Here is a 22,007-nt window from a genome sequence, read left to right on the forward strand (position 1 = left end):
CGCCATGAACGAGTCCGCCGACGGGGACGACCGCGCCGAGCCCGCTGCGTCCTCTCCGGCCGAGCCCCGTGAGCCGTCCCCCGCGACCGGCTCGAAGTCCGAGCAGACCCGCGCGCTGATCCTGGAGACCGCGATGCGGCTGTTCCAGGAGCGCGGCTACGACAAGACGACGATGCGGGCCATTGCCCAGGAGGCCGGGGTCTCGGTAGGGAACGCCTACTACTACTTCGCCGGCAAGGAGTGGCTGATCCAGGGCTTCTACGACCGTCTCGCGGCCGAGCACCGCGAGGCGGTCCGTGAACTCCTGGCGACGGAGACCTCCCTGGAGGCCCGGATGGCGGGCGTGCTGCGGGTCTGGCTGGACGTGGCGACGCCGTACCACGAGTTCGCGGTGCAGTTCTTCAAGAACGCCGCCGACCCGGACAGCCCGCTCAGCCCCTTCTCGGCGGAGTCGGAGCACGCGCGCGTGGAGGCGATCGGCGTCCACAAGGAGGTCCTCGCGGGCTCGAAGGCGAAGGTGCCCGAGGAGCTGCGCGAGGTGCTGCCCGAGCTGATGTGGCTCGCGCAGATGGGCCTCGTCATGTACTGGATCTACGACCGCACGGAGGGCCGCGAGCGCAGCTACCGGCTCGCGGAACGGGGCGCGCGCCTCACCGCGCGCGGTGTGGCGCTGGCCCGGTTCCGCATCCTGCGGCCCCTCGTCCTGGAGATCCACGAACTGTTCACGGACTTCCTGCCCGGCATGACCAACGCCCTGCCGGACCCGCAGAAGAAGAAGCGCGGCTAGCGGCTAGTTCACCTCCGACATCTCCGCCAGTTCCACGTCGTGGACCAGCGGCTCGTCGACGACGGTCACCTGGCGGGCCTGGGTGGTGTACGAGGCCGCCGTGGCCGACAGCAGATACGTCCCCGGCGCCGGGACGGAGAGGACGTAGGAGCCGTCGGCCAGGGACGTCACCTGGTCCAGCGGGCGGCCGCCCTTGGACAGCAGGGCGACCGAGGCGTCCTCCACCGGGTCGCCGGAGGTGTCGCGGACGAAGCCGTGGACGACCGTGGCGGGACCGTCCCCCGGGGCGGCGGAGGCGGTGACGTCCTCCTCCTTCGGCTCGACCGCGAGATGCGGCAGCCGCTTCTCCAGCCAGACCGGCAGCCACCAGTTGGAGGCGCCCAGCAGATGCATCGCGGCCGGCACCAGGGCCGTACGGAGGATGAACGCGTCCAGGGCGACGGCCGCCGCGAGGCCCACGCCGGCCATCGCCGCGCCCGCGTCGCCGCTGAGGACGAACGCGAGGAACACACAGACCATGATCAGGGCCGCGGAGTTGATGACCCGGCTGGTCTCGGCGAGGCCGACGCGCACCGCGCGCGCGTTGTCCCGCGTGTGCACCCACTCCTCGTGCATCCGGCTGACCAGGAACACCTGGTAGTCCATGGAGAGGCCGAAGAGCAGGGAGAGCATGATGACGGGCAGGAAGGCGTTGATCGGGCCCTCCTTGCCGAGGCCGAGCAGTTCCAGGCCCCAGCCCCACTGGAAGACGGCGACCAGGACGCCGAAGGACGCGGCGGCCGCGATCAGGTTCATCACGGCGGCGGTCAGCGGCACCACCAGGGAGCGGAACGCGATCAGCAGCAGCAGGAAGCCGAGTCCGATGATCGTCGCGACGAACAGGGGCAGCCGGTCGCCGGTGACCGTCGCGAAGTCCTTGGAGACCGCGGTGACCCCGCCGACGTGCGCCGTCACCCCCGCCTTCGGGATGACGTCGTCGCGCAGCCGGTCGATGAGGGCGTCGGTCTCCTCCGACTGGGGCGAGGTCGTGGGGACGACCTGGATGACGGTGACGCCCTGCGCGGGCGGCAGCGGCGCCGCCTGCGCCACGCCCGGCGCATCCTCGATGCCCTTGACGAGGGCAGTCGTGTCGGTGCCCTCCACGACGACCTGGAGCGGGCCGTTGAAGCCCGGTCCGAAGCCCTCGGCGAGCAGGTCGTAGGCCTTGCGGGTGGTGGTGGAGGCGTCGTCGTTGCCCTGGTCGGTGGCGCCCAGGTGCAGCGACAGCACGGGCAACGCGAGCACGGCCATGACGACCAGCGCGAGCGCGGCGATCGTCCGGGGGCGCCGCTGCACCCCCGCCGACCAGCGGGCCGCCGGACCGCTCGTCCGCTCCTCCTCCGGGCCCTCGGCGGCGAGCCGCCGGCGTTGCTTGCGGCTGAGCACCCGCGGGCCGAGGAAGCCGAGCAGGGCGGGCAGCAGGGTGGTGGCGGCGAGGACGCTGAGGACGACCGTCAGCGAGGTGCCGACGACCACGCCGTCCAGGAAGCGCAGGTTCGTCACCAGCATGCCGGCCAGAGCGATGCAGACCGTGCCGCCCGCGAACAGCACCGCGCGGCCGGAGGTGTTGAGGGCGGTGACCGCCGCCTCCTCCGGCGGGACACCGCGCAGGATGCCCTTGCGGTGGCGGGTGACGATGAAGAGGGCGTAGTCGATGCCGACGCCCAGACCGATCAGGGAGGACAGCAGCGGGGCCAGGTCGGGGATGTCGGTGACATGGCTGAGCAGCTGGGTCGAGAACAGTCCGGTGCCGACGCCGAAGACCGCCACGGCGAGCGGCAGCAGCATCGCGAAGAGCGAACCGAAGGCGAGGAACAGCACGATCGCGGCGGCGACCAGACCGACCATCTCGGCGAGGCCGGTGGGCGGTTCCTGGACGCGCTGGATGGCCTGGCCGCCGAGTTCGACCTCCAGGCCGCCGCGCTCGGCGTCCCGCGCGGTGTCGACGACGTCCTGGACGAGTTCCTTGGGCACGGCGTTCGCCTGGTCGGCGAAGGTGATCTGGGCGTACGCGATCCGCCCGTCGCGGCTGATCTGCCCCGCGCCCCCGCCGTCCGCGTCGTCGGCGTAGGGGCTGGTGACCCCGCCGACGCCCTTCATGTCCGCGATCTTCTCCAGCGCGGGCTGGATCCGGGACCGTACGTCCTGGTCGCGGACCGTGCCCTCGTCCACCTTCCACACGACGGTGTCGGTGTCGCCCGCACGCGCGGGAAACGCCTTCTCCATCAGGTCGTACGCCTTCTTGGAGTCCGTGTCGGGGAGGGAGAACACGTTCGCGTAGTCCGTGCCCGCCGTCGAGGCCGAGAACCCCAGCCCGAACAGCGCCCCCACCCACAGCAACAGGACCACCAGCCGATGCCGGTAGCACCAGCGTGCCAATGCCGCCACGATGCGCAACTCCTCACTCACAGTCGACGGGTCCCCCGGGTCCTGGCAACAGCATCGGCACCGGCACCCGCGCGGGGACATCGACCCGCCATGACTCTCAAGGAACTCCAAAGCGGGAACCGGCCCCGTTGTCGGTGGGTCCGCCGATACTGGGGGCATGTCGACGGCCCCCGGCACCGTGCTGGTCGTGGAGGACGAGCCGAGCATCGCGGACGTCCTCGCCATCGCGCTGCGCTATCACCGCTTCGAGGTCATGACCGCGGGCACGGTCCGTGAGGCCCTCGCCCTCGCCGAACGCACCCGGCCCGACGTCGCGCTGCTCGACGTCATGCTGCCGGACGGCGACGGCCGGGCGCTGGGACGGGAACTGCGCGGGCGGCGGCCCGAGCTGGCGCTGGTGTTCCTCACCGCGCGCGACGCGCCGGCCGAGATCGTCGGCGCGCTCGGCTTCGGCGACGACTACATCACCAAGCCGTTCGACATCGACGTGGTCATCGCCCGGATCTCGGCGGTCCTGCGGCGCACCCGCCCGGCGGACGTCCTGCCGCAGCGCCCGCCCCTGCGCTACGGCGAGCTGGAGCTGGACGAGACGACGTACAGCGTGCGCCGCGCGGGCCGCTCGGTCGAGCTGACCCCCACGGAGTACGCGCTGCTGCGTTTCCTCGTCCGCAACGGCGGCCGGATCGTGCCCAAGGAGCAACTCCTGCGCCATGTCTGGCAGTACGAGCACACCCCGCCGGAGTCGACGGTCGTCGAGACCTACATCAGCTATCTGCGGCGCAAGCTGGACACCCTGGGCCCGCCGGTGATCACCACCCGGCGGGGTGTGGGGTACGGACTGGCATGAGGAGGCTGCGGGCCCTGCGGTGCGGGCGGGGCATGCACTCGCTGCGGGTGAAGCTGACCCTGGCGAACGTGGCGCTGCTCGCGATCGGGATCGTCGCGGCGACCGCGGTGAGCCTGATGGGGATGCGGCACTATCTGCTGGACCAGATCGACTCCGAGCTGGTCAAGACACGTGACTCGATCGCCGGTACGGGGATCACCCTGCGGAAGCTGGACTCGCTGTCGGCGCTGAGCTTCCTGCGCGACCGGATGGCGCCCGGGGAGAGCGACGAGGAGTCCACGGCGGACACGGTCTTCACCGCCGTGGACGGCACGGGGCGGGCCGTGCCGATCCTAGGCGTGCCGCCCACCACCGCCCAGCGCGACCTCGCCGAGGCCGTGCGCGACCCGCACACGCTCACCCTCGCGCCCGACCCGGGCGACGTCAGCATGCGCGGCGCGGCCTACCGGGTCACGGCCACCCGGCTCGGGGACGGCACCTACGTCCTGATGGCGACCTCCACCGAGGCCCTGCACCAGGGCATCGCCAAGGCCCTCAGGCTCGACCTCGCCGTCGGCACCCTGCTGCTGGCGCTCCTCGCGTGTCTGACGCTGTTCAGCGTGCGGCGGCGGATGCGGCCGCTGGAGGACATGGTGGAGACGTCGTCGGCGATCGCGGAGGGCGATCTGACCCGCCGGGTGCCGTCCAGCCGGGAGGCCAGTCTGGAGGTCGAGCAGCTGCGGCTCGCGCTGAACTCGATGCTCCACCAGGTGGAGGCGGCGTACCTCACGCGCGAGCGCAGCGCGGGCCAGCTGCGCCGGTTCGTCGCCGACGCCTCGCACGAGCTGCGCACCCCGCTCTCCGCGATACGCGGCTATCTCCAGCTGTACGACCAGGGGATGCTGCGCGAGCCGGAGGAGCGCAAGCGGGCCTGGGACCGGATGAACGGCGAGGTGGACCGGATGGGCCGGCTCGTCGACGAGCTGCTCACACTGGCCCGGCTGGACCAGCGGCCCGAACTGCGGCTGCGGAACGTGGACGTGAGCCGCCTGGTGCGGGACGCGGCCGAGGACCTGCGGGCGCAGCAGCCGGACCGGCCCGTCACGGTCCACGCGGACGGGGCGCTGCTGGTGCGGGCGGACGAGTCGGGGCTGCGGCAGGTGCTGGGCAATCTCGTGGCCAACGTGCGCACGCACACGCCCGCCGAGGTGCCGGTGCGGCTGGGAGCGGAGCGGGTGGACGGGGTCGTACGGCTGTCGGTGCGGGACGAGGGGCCGGGGCTGGGGGCGGAGGACGCGGCGCGGGTCTTCGACCGGTTCTTCCGGGCGGGCGGCGGCGCGGGCAGCGGGCTGGGGCTGGCGATCGTGCAGGGGGTGGTGCGGGCCCACGGCGGCGAGGTGAGCGTACTGACGGCGCCGGGCGAGGGTCTCGGGGTGACGGTGGAACTGCCGACCCGCCCGAAGTCCTGCGTCTGACTCGGGTCACCGGGCGCCGGCCAGGACCAGCGCCCACACCGTCTTGCCGTGGCGGCCACGGCCCCACACGCCCCAGGCGGTGGCGAGGTGTTCCACGAGGTGCAGGCCGCGCCCGTGTTCCTCCCACTCGCCGACCGGCCGCAGCCGGGGTTCCTGCCGGTCCTCGTCGGAGACCTCGATGAGACAGGAGCCGTCCGCGAGCGCGGTGACGGCCACCTCGAACTCCCGCTCCCGCAGGGGCCCGTGGCGTATGACGTTGGTGGCCAGCTCGGACACCACGAGGACCGCGTCGGTCAGCGCCCGGTCCTCGGGTCCGTGCCCCCAGTCGGCCAGATGGTCCCGCACCCGGCGCCGGGCCAGCCCGACCGACGCCGGATGCCGGGGCAGCCGAAAGGAGTTGCGTCTCAGCACGTCTGCTCCTCACCCCGCGCACAGCCTGGTCACATCGTGCCCCGTCGGGTGACTGCCCGCGGTTGTGGGGGCGCATGCCCGAACGGGCAGGATCGGCCTGTCGGACCGGTCCGACAGGCCGGCCCCGGGTCACTCCTGCGGGATACGGGTACGGGGTGTCAGATCCAGTCCAGGGACCACAGACGGAACACGCCGTTGCCGTCGGCCAGGTACTGGCCGCCGCCGACGTCCGCGTCGGTGACGACGTACTCCTTGCGCTGCCACAGCGGGATCACCGGCACGTCGTCGGCGATGGCCTGCTGAAGGTTCTTGAAGTCGTCGGCGACCTGCGTGCGGTCGGCGTACTGCTGGCTGTGGGTGATGTAGCCGTCGACGGTCTTGCTGCTGTAGCCGGTGTTCATGGTGGAGTCGGTGCCGACGAGCGGGCCCGCGTAGGTGTCGGGGTCGGGGTAGTCGGCGACCCAGCCGACGGCGTACGCGTCGAGCTTGCCGCTCGCCCAGCGCTTCTGGAAGTCGGTCCACTCGTACCCCTTGAGGTTCACCTTGAACAGACCGGAGGCCTCCAGCTGCCGCTTGAGCTCCTTCGCCTCGGCCTCGGCGACGCCGCTGCGCAGGCCGTAGCCGTAGGTGAACTTGACCGGGATGCTCACGCCGGCCTGCACCAGGAGCGTGCGGGCCTTCTGGGAGTTCTGGTCGGGGTAGGTGTCGAAGAAGGACGTCGTGTGGCCGGTGAGACCGGCCGGGATGAGCGAGTACAGCGGGTCGACCGTGCCGTCGTACACGGTCGCGGCGAGCTGTTCGCGGTTGACCAGCCAGGCCATCGCCTTGCGCACGTTCACGGAGTGCAGCGGCGAGGAGGCGCGGGTGTTGAAGTACAGGTTGCGGGTGTCGGAGCTGTCGGCCTCGCTGACGCGCATGTCCGGGTCGCTGGCGTTGAGGGCGGCGAGGACGGCGGGCGGCAGCTGACGGGTCGCCACGTCGATCTCCTTGGCCTTCCACCCCTTCTCCAGGGCGTCCGGGTCGGCGTAGTAGCGCAGTTCGACGGGCGCGCCGCTCTTCACCGCGCCCCGGTACCGCGTGTTGGGTTCGAGGTCGGCCCGCTTGCCCTTCGTGTACGAAGCCAGCGTGTACGGGCCGGTGCCGTCGACGGCGGTGCCGGTGCGCAGTCCGTCGGCCGGGTAGCGGGTGTGGTCCACGATCGAGCCGGCGCCGGTGGCCACCTTGAACGGGAAGGTGGCGTCGGGTGTCGACAGATGGAAGGTGACCTTCAGACCGTCCGCGCCCACCGACTTCAGGGTGGACAGCAGCGAGGCCGGACCGACGTCCGCGTTGATCTTCTTGACCCGGTCGAAGGAGAACTTCACGTCCTCGGCGGTCATCTTGCGACCGCTGGGGAAGGTGAGGTCGTCCCGCAGCTCGCAGGTGTACGTCGTCAGGCGGCCCTTCGGGAAGGAGCAGCTCTTGGCGGCGTCCGGGACGGGCGAGACGCCGCCCGGCTCGTAGGTCAGCAGCGACTGGAAGACGTTGCTGAACAACGCCCAGGAACCGGCGTCGTAGGCGCCCGCCGGATCGAGTGACGTGATGGTGTCCGTGGTGCCCACGGTGATCGTGGCCTCGCTGCTCCCCTGCGACGGGAGCAGCTGCCAGCCGCCCACTCCGACGACCGCGAGTACGAGTAATGCCACGAGGATCCGCATGCGAACCGAGCGCATGGTGACGTCCTGCCCTCCCCGGGCCACAAGAAGGCCCAGTACTACACAGAAAGCCACCCCCCTTGGTGGCGGGGCTCACCTAACCACACGTGTTTCAGCGGGCGGAAGAGTCTTCTGGGTAGATGAGAAAGAACTTACCGACGCCTTGTTCAGTGCCTGTTCCGCCGTTGCTGCAGCCGGATTTCACAGGGATTTCCCAGTTCCGTTTCAGGCCTTCCGGCTCACGCCTGACGGGACGCCAGTTCGATCACGGTGATGTCCGAGGGCGCGCCCACCCGGGTGGGCGGGCCCCAGGCGCCGGCGCCCCGGGAGACGTACAGCTGGGTGTCGCCGTAGCGTTCCAGACCGGCCAGGGTGGGGTTCGCGGCCTCGGCGATCAGGTTGCCGGGGAAGAGCTGGCCGCCGTGGGTGTGGCCGGAGAGCTGGAGGTCGACGCCGTGGCGTACGGCGTCGTGGATCTGGACGGGCTGGTGGGCGAGGAGCACGCACGCGCGCGTGGTGTCCCGGTCGCCGAGGGCCTTGGTGAAGTCGGGGCCCTGGCCCTCGCTCTCACCTGCGATGTCGTTGACGCCGGCCAGGTCGAACCAGGGGAGTTCGGTGCGTTCGTTCTCCAGGGGGTCGATACCGAGGCGGCGCACCTCCTCGACCCATTGTTCGGCGCCGGAGAAGTACTCGTGGTTGCCGGTGACGAAGAAGCTGCCGTGCCGGGCCCGCAGCCGGGCGAGCGGGGCGGCCGCCGGGCCCAGGTCCTTCACACTGCCGTCGACGAGGTCGCCGACGACGGCGATCAGATCGGGCTGGGTGGCGTTGATCGTGTCGACGACCTTCTGCGCGAAGCCCCGGCCGAGGACCGGACCGAGGTGGATGTCGCTGACGACGGCGATCCGGTAGCCGTGGGCGGTGCGCGGAAGCTTGGCCAGCGGGACGGTCACCCGCTTCACCTTCGGACCGCGCAGCACACCGTGGGTACCGGCGCCGACGGTCCCCACGGCCACCGCGGCTGCCGTGCCGGCGACCACCCGGGAGACGAAGAGGCGCCGGGAGGGGGCGTCCTTTTCGGACAGCTCGGCCGGGGGCTCCGGCCGCTCGGGGGCGCTCGCCTCGACCGGGGCCGGCCGCGAGGGGGACGCGGTGTCCGGCACCGGCTGCGGGAGCGGCTCCTCGGCGGGCGCCGGCACCGGCCGCCCCGAGCGGGCCCGCCGCTCCAGGAAGCGGCGCAGCAGGGGTCGTACGATCTCGCCCGCGACGACGCCCAGCAGCAGGTAGATCGACAGGGCGAGCCACAGGAAGCCCGGCCAGGCCAGGGTGCGCTGGAGCCAGAAGGGGGCGCCGGTGCGCTCCGCGACGAGGGCGCCGATCGCCAGGGCCCAGCCGCCCGCGATCAGTACGGCGCCGCCGCGGCGCGCCCGGCCGGGGCCGCGGGTGGTGTCGCGGAACAGTCGGCGCCACAGGTACCAGTTGGCGCCGACCAGGACCGTCAGCGCGAGCAGCGCGAAGAGGATCACCATCGGCTATGACGTCCGGCGCAGTGCGCGCAGACCGCGCAACCCGATGCCCCCGATGACCGTCCCCAATACGAAGGAGACGACGGCGAGCGTCAGGTGCACCCAGAAGTACGCCGTGGGGTGGCCGTCGTCGAACGCGAGCCCGCTGCTGTCCTTGACGAGATTCTTGACGAAAGTGACCCAGATGACCCAGCTCCACACCCCGAAGGCGAGCAGGAACCAGGAGAGGGGGCGGCTGAGCTTCATGGGTTCAGTATCGCCGTCGGGTGTCCGGTTCGATGACCGGGGTGGGGAGGGCGGCGGGACTTCCCGTCGGCTGCCAGGTACGTTCTCCGTCGTGCCCGCACCCATGAAGCAGACCGTCAGGCGATCCCTGCTGGTCACCGCAGCGTCCCTCACCTCTCTCGCGCTGACCGCGCCCGCCTCCCTCGCCGCGCCGAGTCCCTCCCCCTCCAAGAGCCCGTCGCCTTCCAAGAGCGCGTCCCCTTCCACGAGCGCGTCCCCCTCGGCCACTCCCCCGGCGACCATGTCCACCGTCGGCGGCGCCCGGCTCGGGCAGGCCGGGACGCAGGTCGCGCTCGCGGGCGGCGCGCCCGTGGTGCCGAAGGACCTCACCGCGCGGTCGTGGATCGTCGCGGACGCCGAGTCGGGCGAGGTGCTGGCGGCGCACAACCCGCACTGGCGGCTGCCCCCGGCGAGCACGATGAAGATGCTGTTCGCGGACACCGTGCTGCCGAAGTTCCCGAGGACCACCCAGCACAAGGTGGTGCCCAAGGATCTGGCGGGCATCGGGTCGGGCTCCAGCCTGGTCGGGATAAAGGAGAACGAGACGTACTCGGTCCAGGATCTGTGGCTGGGTGTGTTCCTGCGCTCCGGCAACGACGCCGTGCATGTGCTGTCGTCGATGAACGGCGGGGTCGAGAGCACCGTCAAGGAGATGAACCAGCACGCCGAGGAGCTCCAGGCCCTCGACACGCATGTGGTCTCCCCCGACGGCTACGACGCGCCCGGCCAGGTCTCCTCGGCGTACGACCTGACGCTGATCGCGCGTTCGGGGCTGCAGAAGAAGGACTTCCGGGAGTACTGCTCGACGGTCACCGCCAAGTTCCCGGGCGAGACGAAGAAGAACAAGAAGGGCAAGAAGGTCCGCTCGTCCTTCGAGATCCAGAACACCAACCGGCTGCTGGCCGGTGACTACGACATCTCGCAGTACCCGGGCATCGCGGGCGTCAAGAACGGCAACACCACCAACGCGGGCGCGACCTTCACGGGGGTGGCCGAGCGGGCCGGGCGGGTGCTGCTCGTCACCGTGATGAACCCGGAGAAGAGCGACCACAACGAGGTCTACAAGGAGACCGCCAAGCTGTTCGACTGGGGTTTCGCGGCGGCCGGGAAGGTGACACCGGTGGGCGAGCTGGTCCCGCCGCAGGGGGCGGCCCCCAGCGCGCAGGCCAGTGCGCAGCCGGGTGCGAACCCGTCCTCCGGTGAGTCCGCGCAGGCCGGCCGGGGCGGTGGCTCGCAGCAGCCGGTGGCGAGTGCGGTCGCCGACGACGGTTCGCGCGGCATGTGGACGGCGCTGGGCATCGCGGGCGGGGTGCTGGTGCTGCTCGCCGGCGGGGCGTACGTCGTCAACCGCCGCTGGCCGCTGCCGGATCTGGTACGCCGTCGCCGCTGACGTCTTCGTCGAAAGCGCTCTCGGGCGCGCTGCCGGTGGCTGTCCACGCGGCGCAGTACAGGACCAGTTTCGAGGTGAGGTTGATCCACAGGAGCAGGGCGATGGGGACGCCGAACGCGCCGTACATGCTCTTGCCGGCCACGTTCTGCATATAGCCGCTGAGCAGCAGCTTCAGCAGTTCGAAGCCGACCGCGCCGATCAGCGCGGCGACGATCAGACGGCGGCGGGTGGGCTCGACGCCGGGCAGCAGGGTCAGGACGTACAGCAGGAGCAGGAAGTCGGCGAGGACGGCGATGGTGAAGGCGGCGACGCGCAGCAGGATGCCGCCCCAGCCCGCCTTGTCGATGCCGAGGGCGTCGATGATCCGGCCGACCAGGGCGGAGGCGACGGTGGAGATGGCGAGGGTGACCAGGACCGCGCCGCCGAGCCCGACGAGGATGCCCGCGTCCTTGCCCTTGCTCAGGACCGGGTTCTCCTCCTGGTCGGGCAGCTCCCACACGGCGCGCAGACAGTCCCGCATCTGACCGACCCAGCCGATGCCGGTGAGCAGCAGCAGCGCGCCGGCGATGAGGCCGACGGTGCCGGCGTTCTGCACCAGGTTGTGGACGTCGAGCTGGTCGGAGATGCCGGGGACCTGGTCGGCGATCTTGTCCTGGAGTTCCTGCTGCTGGGACTCGCTGAGGGTGGCGGCGGCGATCGCGGCGGCCAGGGTGAGCAGCGGGAACAGCGCGATGAAGCTGATGAACGTCATCGCGGCGGCGAGCCGGGTCCATTTGACCCGGTCCAGGCGTTCGTACGACCGCCACGCGTGCGTGGCCATGAGTCGGGTGACCCACGGCCCGACGCCGGGAAGCTTCTTCAGCCAGTCCATGATCCGACTCTGCCCTGCTCAGCGGGAATGACGCGAAAGACTAGGGTCCGAGTACCCCAGAAACGCAGCACGGTCGCCAGCGCCATGCCGATGACGGCTCCGGAGACGAGGTCCGCGCGTCGCGAGGTGAGTCCGAGGCCGTAGTGGCTGACGGTGAGGCAGAGCAGCTGGACGAGGGCGCCGGCGAGGTTGACGGCGAAGAACACGGCGTAGGGGCGCGGGCCGCGCGCGGGTGCGTGGCGGTAGGTGCCGAGCGCGTTGCCGAGGTAGGCGACCGTGCAGCCCGCGAGGAAGGACAGGGCCTTCGCGGTGAGCGGGCCGAGGCCGGCCGGGCCGCGCAGCCAGGCGAAGAGGGCGAGATCGGCGGCGTAGGCGAGCAGGCCGGCGGCGGCGAAGCCCAGCATCTCGCGGCGGGCGGCTACCAATGGGCCACCGCGAGCCCGTACATGGCGAGCCAGGCCAGGCCGATCAGGGCGAGGGCGCGGTCGCCGAGGACGACCTCCTCGGGTTCGCCCGCGGTGCCCCGGTCGGCGAAGACGGCGTAGCGCAGGACGGCGAGGATGAACGCGACCATCGACAGCTGGCGCCAGGGCAGCAGCCCGGTGTGCGGGACGCCGCCGCCCTCCTCCAGTGCCCACAGGCAGTAGCCGAGGACGGCGACACCGGCGGCGAGCTGCCAGACGAAGCGGAGGTAGCCGGTGGTGTACTCGGTGAGCAACGCGCGCGTGGCGCCCGCTTTCCCGGCCATCTGGACGGCCTCGGAGTAGCGCTTGGCGGAGACCATGAACAGGGCGCCGAAGCCGGTGGTGATCAGGAACCAGCGGGAGAGCGGGATGCCGAGCGCGAGCCCGCCGGCCGCGGCCCGCATCAGGAAACCGGTGGTGACGACGACGAGGTCGACGACCAGGACGTGCTTCAGGCTGACGCAGTACGCCAGTTGCATGCCGAGGTAGGCGGTCAGGAGCAGGGCGAGGGCCGGGTTCGTCAGCCGGGCGGCGAGGAGCGGCGCGAGGAGTGCGAGGGCGCCTCCGACGGCGTAGGCGAGGGGTACGGGGACCTGTCCGGCGGCGACCGGGCGGTGTCGTTTGACGGGGTGGGCGCGGTCGGCCTCGGCGTCGCGGGCGTCGTTGATCAGGTAGACGGCGGCGGCGCAGGCGGTGAACAGGGTGAAGACCAGGGCGAGTTCGGTGAGCGTTCCGGCGGTGAGGAGCCGGCCGGCCGCGGCGGGGGCGGCGACGACGAGGACGTTCTTGACCCACTGCTTGGGGCGGGCGGTCCGCAGCAGGCCGCGCAGCGGGCCGCCGGGGCGGGGGCGCTGCGGCTGCGGGGTGCGGCGGCGGCGGGTGCGCTGCGGGTGGAGGACCGTGTCAGCCACGGCGCCCCTCTCTCATCCACCGCTTCCCCAGGCCCGCCATGAGGGCGCCGAGGGCCGCGCCCGCCGCCACGTCGGAGGGGTAGTGGACGCCGACGACGAGGCGGGACAGACACATCGCGGCGGCGAGCGGGGCGACGGCGGGTGCCCCGAGGGCGCCGAAGGCCACGGCGGCGGCCGTGGCGGAGGTCGCGTGCGAGCTGGGGAAGGAGTGCCGCCCGGCGGTGCGCACCAGGGGGTCGACGTGCGCGGGGCGCGGACGGCGCACGACCCGTTTCACGCCCATGCTGGCGAGGTGCGCGCCCGCGGTGAGCGCGGTCGCGCGCAGCCAGGCGCCCTGTCTCGGGCGGTCCACTGCGGCTCCCAGGAGGCCCGCCGCGAGCCACAGCGCGCCGTGTTCGCCCGCTCGGGACAGGGCGCGCGCGGCACCGGCGACGCGGGGGTCGGCGCCCCGGGCGCGCAGCGCGGAGAGGATGCGGTGGTCCATGTCGTCGAGGTCGTCGAGGTGGTCCATGTGGATTCACTGTTCACGCCGACCCCGACGGAACTCCGGCAATATTGAGCGACATCCCATTAATCACCCATTTCGGGGAGCATCGGGAGGTTTCAAAACTGATCGCCCGTAGAGGGGCGATACGGTCGCCATCATGCCTGCCGAGACCGTTTCCGTCACGGGATGGGGCCGCACCGCCCCCTCCACCGCCCGTCTGGTCCGCCCCCGGACGTACGAGGAGGCCGTGGCCGCGGTCCGGGACTGCGGGGTCCGCGGGGGCATCCCGAGGGGGCTCGGGCGGGCGTACGGGGACGCGGCGCAGAACGCCGGCGGGACGGTGTGGGACATGACCGGCCTGGACCGGATCCATGTCGTCGACGTGGCCGGCGGGACCGTGCTGTGCGACGCGGGCGTCTCGCTGCACCGGCTGATGGAGGTGCTGCTGCCGCTCGGCTGGTTCGTGCCGGTGACCCCGGGCACCCGGTACGTCACCGTCGGCGGCGCGATCGGCGCCGACATCCACGGCAAGAACCACCACGTCTCCGGCTCCTTCGCCCGGCATGTGCTGTCCTTCGAGCTGCTCACCGCCGACGGCGCCGTCAGGACGGCGGCCCGGGGCACCCCGCTGTTCGAGGCGACCGCCGGCGGCATGGGCCTGACCGGGGTGATCCTCACGGCCACCGTCCGGCTCCAGCCCGTCGAGACGTCCCTGATGGCGGTCGACACCGAACGCGCCACCGACCTCGACGACCTGATGGCCCGGCTGACCGCCGGCGACCACCGCCACCGCTACTCGGTCGCCTGGATCGACCTCCTCGCGCGCGGGGCGGCCACCGGGCGCGCGGTGCTCACCCGCGGCGACCACGCGCCCCTGGACGCGCTGCCCGCCCGCGCGCGCAGCGCACCGCTCGCCTTCCGCCCCTCCCGTCTCCCGGCCGCGCCCGCCGCCTTGCCTGGCGGCCTGCTGAACCGCGCGACCGTCGGCCTGTTCAACGCACTCTGGTACCGCAGGGCGCCCCGGGCGCGGACCGGCGAACTCCAGCCGCTCTCCGCGTTCTTCCACCCCCTCGACGGCGTCCCGCACTGGAACCGCGTCTACGGCAGGAGCGGCTTCGTGCAGTACCAGTTCGTCGTCGGGTACGGCCATGAGGACGCCCTGCGCCGGATCGTGGACCGGATCTCCGCGCACCGCTGCCCGTCCTTCCTCGCCGTCCTCAAGAGGTTCGGGGAGGCCGACCCCGGCTGGCTCTCCTTCCCGCGCCCCGGCTGGACCCTCGCCCTGGACGTCCCGGCCGCCCTGCCCGGCCTCGGCGCCTTCCTCGACGAGCTGGACGAGGAGGTGGCCGCCGCCGGCGGACGCGTCTACCTCGCCAAGGACTCCCGGCTGCGCCCCGACCTGCTCACCGCCATGTACCCGCGCCTGGCCGACTTCCGCGCACTGCGCGCGGAGCTGGACCCGCGCGGGGTCCTCACCTCCGATCTGTCCCGGCGCCTCAACCTCTAGGAGCTGCAGTGCAGGACGCCTTCGGCCTCCCCCAGTCCCTCCTCGTCCTCGGCGGTACGTCCGAGATCGCGCTGGCGACCGCCCGCCGGCTGATCGCCCGCCGCACCCGCACGGTGTGGCTGGCCGGACGCCCCTCCCCCGCCCTGGAGTCGGCCGCCGCCGAGCTGCGCGCCCTCGGCGCCGACGTCCGTACGGTCGCCTTCGACGCCCTCGACCCCGACAGCCACGAGCCGGTCCTCGGCAAGGTCTTCGCCGACGGCGACATCGATCTCGTCCTGCTCGCCTTCGGCGTCCTCGGCGACCAGGCGCACGACGAGCGCGACCCCGCGGCGGCGGTGCGGGTCGCCCAGACCAACTACACCGGCGCGGTGTCGGCGGGCCTGGTGAGCGCCCGCGCCCTCCAGACGCAGGGCCACGGGGCGCTCGTCGTGCTCTCCTCCGTCGCCGGGGAGCGGGCCCGCCGCTCGAACTTCATCTACGGCTCCAGCAAGGCCGGCCTGGACGCGTTCGCACAGGGGCTGGGAGACGCGTTGCAGGGCACCGGGGTGCACGTCATGGTCGTACGGCCCGGGTTCGTACGGACACGGATGACGGCGGGGCTACCCGAGGCGCCGCTCGCGACGACGCCCGAGGAGGTGGCGGCGGCGGTGGAGCTGGGGTTGCGGCGGCGGACGGAGGTGGTGTGGGTGCCGGGGGTGCTGAGGGTGGTGATGTCGGCGTTGCGGCATGTGCCGCGGGGGGTGTTCCGGCGGTTGCCTGTCTAGACGGTTGCCTGTCTAGGTGTACTGACCCGAGGCGTTGTTCACCCGCGCTGCCTGAGGGGGGACCACCGGGCCGCCGAACGTGTACTCGCGGAGCTCGCGCCAGACACCGTCCGCGCCCTGTTCATGGAGGGCGAAGCCGGTGCAGGACCAGTCGGCCTCGTAGCCGGAGAGTTCCTCGAAGGCCCGGTCCATCGCGTCCTCGTCGATGCCGTGCGCCACCGTGACATGCGGGTGGTACGGGAACAGCAGCTCCCGCACCAGCGGGCCGGACGCGTCCCGGACCAGCTGCTGGAGCCAGGCGCAGACCTCGGCGCCCTCGACGACCTTCAGGTACACCACCGGCGACAGCGGACGGAAGGTGCCGGTGCCGCACAGACGCATCGGGAAGGGGCGGCCGGTCGCCGCGACCTCGGTGAGGTGGGCGTCGACGGCCGGCAGGTCGCTCGCCTCGATCTCCGTCGGCGGCAACAGCGTGACATGCGTGGGGATGCCGTGAGCAGCGGCGTCGCCGAAGCCCGTGCGCCGCTCCTGGAGCAGGCTGCCGTGAGGCTCCGGGACCGCGATCGACACGCCGATCGTTACGGTCCCCACGTCGTCTCCTGTCGTCAAAACCGGTGGTGGTGTCGTGCCGGGTTCGTACTCAGTCGTCTCAGTCGTACGGCTATCGACTGTACGGCCACGGCTGTGCTCTGGGCAGGCGCAGAGGAAGTGATGTGCAGCGCTCCGCCCGGAGGAACGTGTGTGCGGTGCGCCCCGGGTGCTTCCGAGCGCCTTCAGTGCTTCGCGGGCAGGAAGCCGACCCGCTCGTACACCTGGGAGAGCGTCTCCGCGGCGACGGCGCGCGCCTTCTCCGCGCCCTTCGCGAGGAGCGAGTCCAGCGTCTCCGGGTCGTCCAGGTACTGCTGGGTGCGGTCCCGGAACGGGGTGACGAAGTCGACGACCACGTCCGCGAGGTCCGTCTTGAGCGCGCCGTACATCTTGCCCTCGTACTCCTGCTCCAGCTGCGCGACGCTCTTGCCGGTGAGGGTGGAGTAGATGGTGAGCAGGTTGCTGACGCCCGGCTTGTTCTCCAGGTCGTAGCGGACGACCGTGTCGGTGTCCGTGACCGCGCTCTTGACCTTCTTCGCGGTGACCTTCGGGTCGTCGAGCAGGTTGATGAGGCCCTTCGGCGTGGACGCCGACTTGCTCATCTTGATCGACGGGTCCTGGAGGTCGTAGATCTTCGCCGTCTCCTTGAGGATGTACGGCTTCGGGATGGTGAAGGTCGCGCCGAAGCGGCCGTTGAAGCGCTCGGCGAGGTCACGGGTGAGCTCGATGTGCTGGCGCTGGTCCTCGCCGACGGGCACCTCGTGGGCCTGGTAGAGCAGGATGTCCGCGACCTGGAGGATCGGGTACGTGAACAGGCCGACGCTGGCGCTCTCGGCGCCCTGGCGGGCGGACTTGTCCTTGAACTGGGTCATCCGGCCGGCCTCGCCGAAACCGGTGAGGCAGTTCATGACCCAGGCGAGCTGGGCGTGCTCGGGGACGTGGCTCTGCACGAAGAGGGTGCAGCGCTCGGGGTCCAGGCCCGCCGCGAGGAGCTGCGCGGCGGCCAGGCGGGTGTTGGCCGTGAGGTCCTTCGGGTCCTGCGGGACCGTGATCGCGTGCAGGTCGACGACCATGTAGAAGGCGTCGTGGGACTCCTGGAGGGCCACCCACTGGCGGACGGCGCCGAGGTAGTTGCCCAGGTGGAACGAGCCGGCGGTGGGCTGGATGCCGGAGAGCACGCGGGGTCGGTCTGAGGCCATGTTCACCATTCTCTCAGAGCGAGAGGGTGAGTTTGGCCCGGGAGGGGAGGGGTGGTGCGGTGCGCGGGGGACCGCGGACCGTTGTGGCTGGTCGCGCGGTTCCCCGCGCCCCTTTCGGGGCGCTGCCCCTGAAGGTGTCGATCAGCCCAGGTCGATCTCCGGGTACAGCGGGAAGCCCGACACCAGGTCCGTCGCCCGCTGGGAGATCTCGTCCGCGACCTTGGCGTCGAGGACGTGGGCGGCCTTGCTCGGCGCGCCGGACTTCGTCGTGCCCTGCTCGGTGGTGGTGAGAACGCGGTCGATCAGGCCCGCGACCTCGTCCATCTCCGCCGTGCCGAGGCCGCGGGTGGTCAGGGCCGGGGTGCCGACGCGGATGCCGGAGGTGTACCAGGCGCCGTTCGGGTCGGCCGGGATGGCGTTGCGGTTGGTGACGATGCCCGAGTCGAGGAGGGCCGCCTCGGCCTGGCGGCCGGTGAGGCCGTAGGAGGTGGCGACGTCGATCAGGTTGAGGTGGTTGTCGGTACCGCGGGTGACGAGGGTCGCGCCGCGGCGCATCAGGCCCTCGGCCAGGGCGCGGGAGTTGTCGACGATCCGCTGGGCGTAGTCCTGGAAGGCGGGCTGCCGGGCCTCGGCGAGGGCGACGGCCTTGGCGGCCATCACATGCGGGAGCGGGCCCCCGAGGACCATCGGGCAGCCGCGGTCGACCTGGTCCTTGAGGGAGTCGTCGCACAGGACCATGCCGCCGCGCGGGCCGCGCAGGGACTTGTGGGTGGTCGTGGTGACGATCTGGGCGTGCGGGACCGGGTCGAAGTCGCCGGTCAGGACCTTGCCGGCGACCAGGCCCGCGAAGTGCGCCATGTCGACCATCAGCGTGGCGCCGACCTCGTCGGCGATCTCGCGCATGATCCGGAAGTTCACCAGCCGGGGGTACGCGGAGTAGCCGGCGACGACGATCAGCGGCTTGAACTCGCGGGCCTGGGCGCGCAGGGCGTCGTAGTCGATGAGGCCGGTGGCGGGGTCGGTGCCGTAGGAGCGCTGGTCGAACATCTTGCCGGAGATGTTCGGGCGGAAGCCGTGGGTGAGGTGGCCGCCGGCGTCCAGGGACATGCCGAGCATGCGCTGGTTGCCGAAGGCCTGGCGCAGCTCGGCCCAGTCGGCCTCGGTGAGGTCGTTGACCTGGCGGGCGCCGGTCTTCTCCAGGAAGGGGACCTCGACGCGGTCGGCGAGGACGGCCCAGAACGCGACCAGGTTGGCGTCGATGCCGGAGTGCGGCTGGACGTAGGCGTGGCGGGCGCCGAAGAGCTCGCGGGCGTGCTCGGCGGCGAGCGCCTCGACCGTGTCGACGTTGCGGCAGCCGGCGTAGAAGCGGCGGCCGACGGTGCCCTCGGCGTACTTGTCGCTGAACCAGTTGCCCATCGCGAGGAGGGTGGCCGGGGAGGCGTAGTTCTCGGAGGCGATCAGCTTGAGCATCTCGCGCTGGTCGTGGACCTCCTGGCCGATGGCGTCGGCGACGCGCGGCTCGACGGCGCGGATCACGTCCAGGGCGGCGCGGAAGGCGGTGGACTCGGTGGACAGGGGTGCGGACTCGGCAGACATTCGGGACCTCCGGACATGCGTTCGGCGTTCACGGTTCGGCCCAGGCGCACGGCACTGTTGCTGCTCACAGGCCGCTCCCCGATGGTCCGTCCCATCCTCGGGCCCGGTCATCACATTCCCGCCTGCGGCGCGGCGTCTGACACGCACGCTCGCCGCGTTGCCGAATCGCCCACGTAGCTCCGCCACGCGGGCGCTCCGGCGCCTTGCGATCGCACGCGCCAGACGCCGCGCCGCCCGCCCTCCGGGCGGACGACGGGAATGTGACGACCGGGCCCAGCGCGCCAGTCACGGCCCGCCGCCAGACTACCGTTCACGCGCGCGCGTGAAGGTGCCGCGTCCACCATGCGAGCGACCGGGCATGGGCGCACGCTGGAGATCCCCGGCCGTCCCAGGAGGGTCCCCGTGAGCATGACCGAGTCGCTGATCGCCGCCGCCGACGCGCACAGCGCGCACACCTATCACCCGCTGCCGGTGGTGATCGCGACGGCGGACGGGGCGTGGCTGACGGATGTGGAGGGGCGGCGGTATCTGGATCTGCTGGCGGGCTACTCCGCGCTGAACTTCGGGCACGGCAACCGGCGGCTGATCGAGGCGGCGAAGGCGCAGCTGGAGCGGGTGACGCTGACGTCGAGGGCGTTCCACCACGACCGGTTCGCCGCGTTCTGCACCGAGCTGGCCGCGCTGTGCGGCAAGGAGATGGTGCTGCCGATGAACACGGGCACGGAGGCGGTGGAGACGGCCGTGAAGACCGCCCGGAAGTGGGGCTACCGGGTGAAGGGGGTCCCGGCGGAGATGGCGAAGATCGTCGTCGCCGGCAACAACTTCCACGGCCGTACGACGACGGTGGTCAGCTTCTCCACCGACCCCGAGGCCCGGGCGGACTACGGGCCGTACACGCCCGGCTTCGAGATCGTCCCGTACGGGGACGTCACGGCGATGCGGGCGGCGGTGACCGAGAACACGGTGGCCGTGCTGCTCGAACCCGTGCAGGGCGAGGCGGGGGTGATCGTCCCGCCGGAGGGCTATCTGCCGGCGGTGCGGGAGCTGACCCGGGAGCGGGGGGTGCTGTTCGTCGCCGACGAGATCCAGTCGGGGCTCGGCCGGACGGGGCGCACCTTCGCGTGCGAGCACGAGGGAGTCGTACCGGATGTGTATGTGCTGGGCAAGGCGCTGGGCGGCGGGATCGTGCCGGTGTCGGCGGTGGTGGCGGACGCGGAGGTGCTCGGGGTGTTCCGGCCCGGGGAGCACGGGTCGACGTTCGGCGGGAATCCACTGGCGTGCGCGGTGGCGCTGGAGGTGATCGCGATGCTGCGGTCGGGCACGTACCAGGAGCGGGCCGCGCTCCTCGGGGACCGGCTGCACCGGGAGCTGGGGGCGCTGGCCGCCACGGGGCGGGTGACGGCGGTGCGGGGGCGCGGGCTGTGGGCGGGCGTGGACGTGGCGCCGGGGTACGGGTCGGGGCGGGAGGTGGCGGAGCGGCTGGTGGACCGGGGCGTGCTGGTGAAGGACACCCGCGGCCCGACGATCCGGATCGCGCCGCCCCTCGTCGTCGCCACGGAGGACCTGGACTGGGGGCTGGAGCAGATCCGGGCGGTGCTGGGGCTGTAGGGCGTCAGAGGATCACATGCGGTACGAAGCGGGCGTACTCGTCCGTGATCAGGCCGGCCGACTCCCGGATGCCGAGCCCCGCGGACTCCTCCCCCACCACCCAGGCGCCGAGGACGACATGGTTGCCGTCGAAGGCGGGGAGCGGGGCGAGCTGCTGGTAGCAGCAGGGTTCGTCGGTGCGCAGGACGGCGTCGGCGCCCTTCTCGTGGATCGTGACGCCGGCGCCCTCCCGGCCCAGCAGGGGCTTGGCCACGTAACCGGTGGTGGCGGCGAGCTCGCGGGGGCCGTCGAGGTGGGCGGGGAGGAGGTTCGGGTGGTCCGGGTACAGCTCCCACAGGACGGCGAGCAGGGCCTTGTTGCTGAGCAGCATCTTCCAGGCGGGCTCGATCCACATCGTGCTGCCGGTGCCGCCGCCGTTGTCGAGGGTGTCGAGGACATGGCCGGCGAAGCGGTCGGTGGTGAGCCACTCCCAGGGGTAGAGCTTGAAGCAGCTGCGGATGAAGCGGAGCCGGTGGTCGACGAAGCGGCCGGAGAGACGGTCGAAGCCGATGTCCTCGACGGGGATGAACGCCGTGTCGAGGCCCGCCTGTTCGGCGGTCTCCTTGAGGTAGGCGACCGTCATCAGGTCCTCGCCGAGTTCGTCGGCGGTGGAGTGCGCGAAGTAGAGCGGGCTGCCGGGCGGGAGGAGCGGGGCCTGTTTCCGCCAGGACTCGACCAGGCGTTCGTGCAGGGAGTTCCACTGGTCGGCGCCCGGGAAGCGCTCCTCCATCCAGAACCACTGCGGGGAGGCCGCCTCCACGAGGGAGGTGGGGGTGTCGGCGTTGTACTCGAGCAGCTTCGCCGGGCCCGTGCCGTCGTAGCGCAGGTCGAAGCGGCCGTAGACGGAGGGGAGTTCGGCGCGCCGGTGCCAGGCCTCGGTGACGGCGGCGGCGACGCGCGGGTCGGTGATGCCGAGGTCGGCGAGGCGGCCGGCGGTGACCAGGTGGTCCGCCGCCGCCAGGCACATGCGGTGCAGTTCCTCGACGGTCTCCTCCAGGGCCTCGACCTCGTCGAGGGTGAAGGCGTAGTAGGCGCTCTCGTCCCAGTACGGGCGCAGGGCGCCGTCGGGGTGGCGGGTGAGGGGATAGACGAGTCCCTGCTCCTCGACCGTCTGCTGCCAGCCGGGGCGGGGCTCGATGGTGTGGCGCTGCATGG

General features: G+C 71.9%; 20 protein-coding genes. 7 read left to right on the forward strand and 13 right to left on the reverse strand.

Features of this window, described 5'->3' with window-relative positions; genetic code table 11:
* Positions 1-4: 4 nt before the first annotated feature.
* Positions 5-787, forward strand: coding sequence for a TetR family transcriptional regulator (locus tag ABZ464_RS31945; RefSeq protein WP_359282681.1), 783 nt, complete (start codon positions 5-7; stop codon positions 785-787).
* Positions 788-790: 3 nt separating this feature from the next.
* Here the strand turns inward: ABZ464_RS31945 and ABZ464_RS31950 are convergent, their stop codons facing one another.
* Positions 791-3,205: an MMPL family transporter gene (locus tag ABZ464_RS31950; RefSeq protein ID WP_359282683.1), complete on the reverse strand. Its 2,415-nt coding sequence runs from the start codon at positions 3,203-3,205 to the stop codon at positions 791-793.
* A 166-nt stretch (positions 3,206-3,371) separates the two neighbouring features.
* Here ABZ464_RS31950 and ABZ464_RS31955 point away from each other — a divergent pair, with 166 nt between their 5' ends.
* Together ABZ464_RS31955 and ABZ464_RS31960 are read left to right on the forward strand one after the other, a co-directional pair.
* Positions 3,372-4,061, forward strand: coding sequence for a response regulator transcription factor (locus ABZ464_RS31955; protein ID WP_359282552.1), 690 nt, complete (start codon positions 3,372-3,374; stop codon positions 4,059-4,061).
* The gene (locus ABZ464_RS31960; RefSeq protein WP_359282554.1) at positions 4,058-5,515 is read left to right on the forward strand and encodes a HAMP domain-containing sensor histidine kinase; all 1,458 of its coding nucleotides are present in this window, start codon (positions 4,058-4,060) and stop codon (positions 5,513-5,515) included. The genes ABZ464_RS31955 and ABZ464_RS31960 overlap by 4 nt, the downstream gene beginning before the upstream one ends.
* A gap of 6 nt (positions 5,516-5,521) precedes the next feature.
* On the opposite strand, the gene ABZ464_RS31965 is transcribed toward ABZ464_RS31960, so the two are convergent.
* The 4 genes from ABZ464_RS31965 to ABZ464_RS31980 all read right to left on the reverse strand — a co-directional run bounded on the left by ABZ464_RS31965 (position 5,522) and on the right by ABZ464_RS31980 (position 9,389).
* Entirely contained in the window at positions 5,522-5,926 is a 405-nt protein-coding gene (locus ABZ464_RS31965) for an ATP-binding protein (RefSeq protein WP_359282556.1), read from the reverse strand.
* A 158-nt stretch (positions 5,927-6,084) separates the two neighbouring features.
* Positions 6,085-7,638, reverse strand: a complete 1,554-nt coding sequence (locus tag ABZ464_RS31970; protein WP_359282558.1) for an ABC transporter substrate-binding protein — start codon at positions 7,636-7,638, stop codon at positions 6,085-6,087.
* A gap of 221 nt (positions 7,639-7,859) precedes the next feature.
* Positions 7,860-9,146, reverse strand: a complete 1,287-nt coding sequence (locus ABZ464_RS31975) for a metallophosphoesterase (protein WP_359282560.1) — start codon at positions 9,144-9,146, stop codon at positions 7,860-7,862.
* 3 nt (positions 9,147-9,149) lie between these two features.
* On the reverse strand, positions 9,150-9,389 hold the full coding sequence (locus tag ABZ464_RS31980) for a hypothetical protein (RefSeq protein WP_359282562.1): 240 nt from the start codon (positions 9,387-9,389) through the stop codon (positions 9,150-9,152).
* 91 nt (positions 9,390-9,480) lie between these two features.
* On the opposite strand from ABZ464_RS31980, the gene ABZ464_RS31985 reads away from it, so the two are divergent.
* On the forward strand, positions 9,481-10,818 hold the full coding sequence (locus ABZ464_RS31985; protein WP_359282563.1) for a D-alanyl-D-alanine carboxypeptidase: 1,338 nt from the start codon (positions 9,481-9,483) through the stop codon (positions 10,816-10,818).
* On the opposite strand, the gene ABZ464_RS31990 is transcribed toward ABZ464_RS31985, so the two are convergent.
* From ABZ464_RS31990 to ABZ464_RS32005, 4 genes are read right to left on the reverse strand one after another with little or no spacing between them, the layout of a single operon-like run.
* The gene (locus ABZ464_RS31990) at positions 10,772-11,689 is read right to left on the reverse strand and encodes a YihY/virulence factor BrkB family protein (protein WP_359282566.1); all 918 of its coding nucleotides are present in this window, start codon (positions 11,687-11,689) and stop codon (positions 10,772-10,774) included. The two genes, ABZ464_RS31985 and ABZ464_RS31990, sit on opposite strands and share 47 nt — an antisense overlap.
* Positions 11,677-12,093, reverse strand: coding sequence for a GtrA family protein (locus ABZ464_RS31995; RefSeq protein WP_359282685.1), 417 nt, complete (start codon positions 12,091-12,093; stop codon positions 11,677-11,679). The genes ABZ464_RS31990 and ABZ464_RS31995 overlap by 13 nt, the downstream gene beginning before the upstream one ends.
* A 14-nt stretch (positions 12,094-12,107) precedes the next feature.
* Complete coding sequence (locus ABZ464_RS32000; protein ID WP_359282567.1) at positions 12,108-13,064, reverse strand: decaprenyl-phosphate phosphoribosyltransferase; 957 nt, start codon at positions 13,062-13,064, stop codon at positions 12,108-12,110.
* Positions 13,057-13,575, reverse strand: a complete 519-nt coding sequence (locus tag ABZ464_RS32005; protein ID WP_359282569.1) for a phosphatase PAP2 family protein — start codon at positions 13,573-13,575, stop codon at positions 13,057-13,059. The genes ABZ464_RS32000 and ABZ464_RS32005 overlap by 8 nt, the downstream gene beginning before the upstream one ends.
* A gap of 133 nt (positions 13,576-13,708) precedes the next feature.
* Here ABZ464_RS32005 and ABZ464_RS32010 point away from each other — a divergent pair, with 133 nt between their 5' ends.
* Both ABZ464_RS32010 and ABZ464_RS32015 read left to right on the forward strand, forming a co-directional pair.
* Positions 13,709-15,058 carry an FAD-binding oxidoreductase gene (locus ABZ464_RS32010; protein WP_359282572.1) on the forward strand — a complete coding sequence of 450 codons (1,350 nt, stop codon included), beginning with the start codon at positions 13,709-13,711 and terminating at the stop codon, positions 15,056-15,058.
* A gap of 8 nt (positions 15,059-15,066) precedes the next feature.
* On the forward strand, positions 15,067-15,822 hold the full coding sequence (locus ABZ464_RS32015; protein WP_359282575.1) for a decaprenylphospho-beta-D-erythro-pentofuranosid-2-ulose 2-reductase: 756 nt from the start codon (positions 15,067-15,069) through the stop codon (positions 15,820-15,822).
* A gap of 12 nt (positions 15,823-15,834) precedes the next feature.
* Here the strand turns inward: ABZ464_RS32015 and ABZ464_RS32020 are convergent, their stop codons facing one another.
* The 3 genes from ABZ464_RS32020 to ABZ464_RS32030 all read right to left on the reverse strand — a co-directional run bounded on the left by ABZ464_RS32020 (position 15,835) and on the right by ABZ464_RS32030 (position 19,205).
* Positions 15,835-16,413 (reverse strand): 2'-5' RNA ligase family protein, encoded by a 579-nt coding sequence (locus ABZ464_RS32020; RefSeq protein ID WP_359282578.1) that lies wholly within the window; start codon positions 16,411-16,413, stop codon positions 15,835-15,837.
* Between the two features lie 182 nt (positions 16,414-16,595).
* On the reverse strand, positions 16,596-17,609 hold the full coding sequence (gene trpS, locus ABZ464_RS32025; protein WP_359282581.1) for a tryptophan--tRNA ligase: 1,014 nt from the start codon (positions 17,607-17,609) through the stop codon (positions 16,596-16,598).
* A gap of 141 nt (positions 17,610-17,750) precedes the next feature.
* Positions 17,751-19,205: a glycine hydroxymethyltransferase gene (locus ABZ464_RS32030; protein WP_359282584.1), complete on the reverse strand. Its 1,455-nt coding sequence runs from the start codon at positions 19,203-19,205 to the stop codon at positions 17,751-17,753.
* A 402-nt stretch (positions 19,206-19,607) separates the two neighbouring features.
* On the opposite strand from ABZ464_RS32030, the gene rocD reads away from it, so the two are divergent.
* Entirely contained in the window at positions 19,608-20,813 is a 1,206-nt protein-coding gene (gene rocD, locus ABZ464_RS32035) for an ornithine--oxo-acid transaminase (RefSeq protein ID WP_359282586.1), read from the forward strand.
* Positions 20,814-20,817: 4 nt separating this feature from the next.
* On the opposite strand, the gene ABZ464_RS32040 is transcribed toward rocD, so the two are convergent.
* Positions 20,818-22,005, reverse strand: coding sequence for a glutathionylspermidine synthase family protein (locus tag ABZ464_RS32040; protein ID WP_359282589.1), 1,188 nt, complete (start codon positions 22,003-22,005; stop codon positions 20,818-20,820).
* Between the last annotated feature and the right edge of the window lie 2 nt (positions 22,006-22,007).

Origin of the sequence: Streptomyces sp. NPDC005820 (genome assembly GCF_040630255.1) — a bacterium.
Lineage (GTDB): Bacteria > Actinomycetota > Actinomycetes > Streptomycetales > Streptomycetaceae > Streptomyces.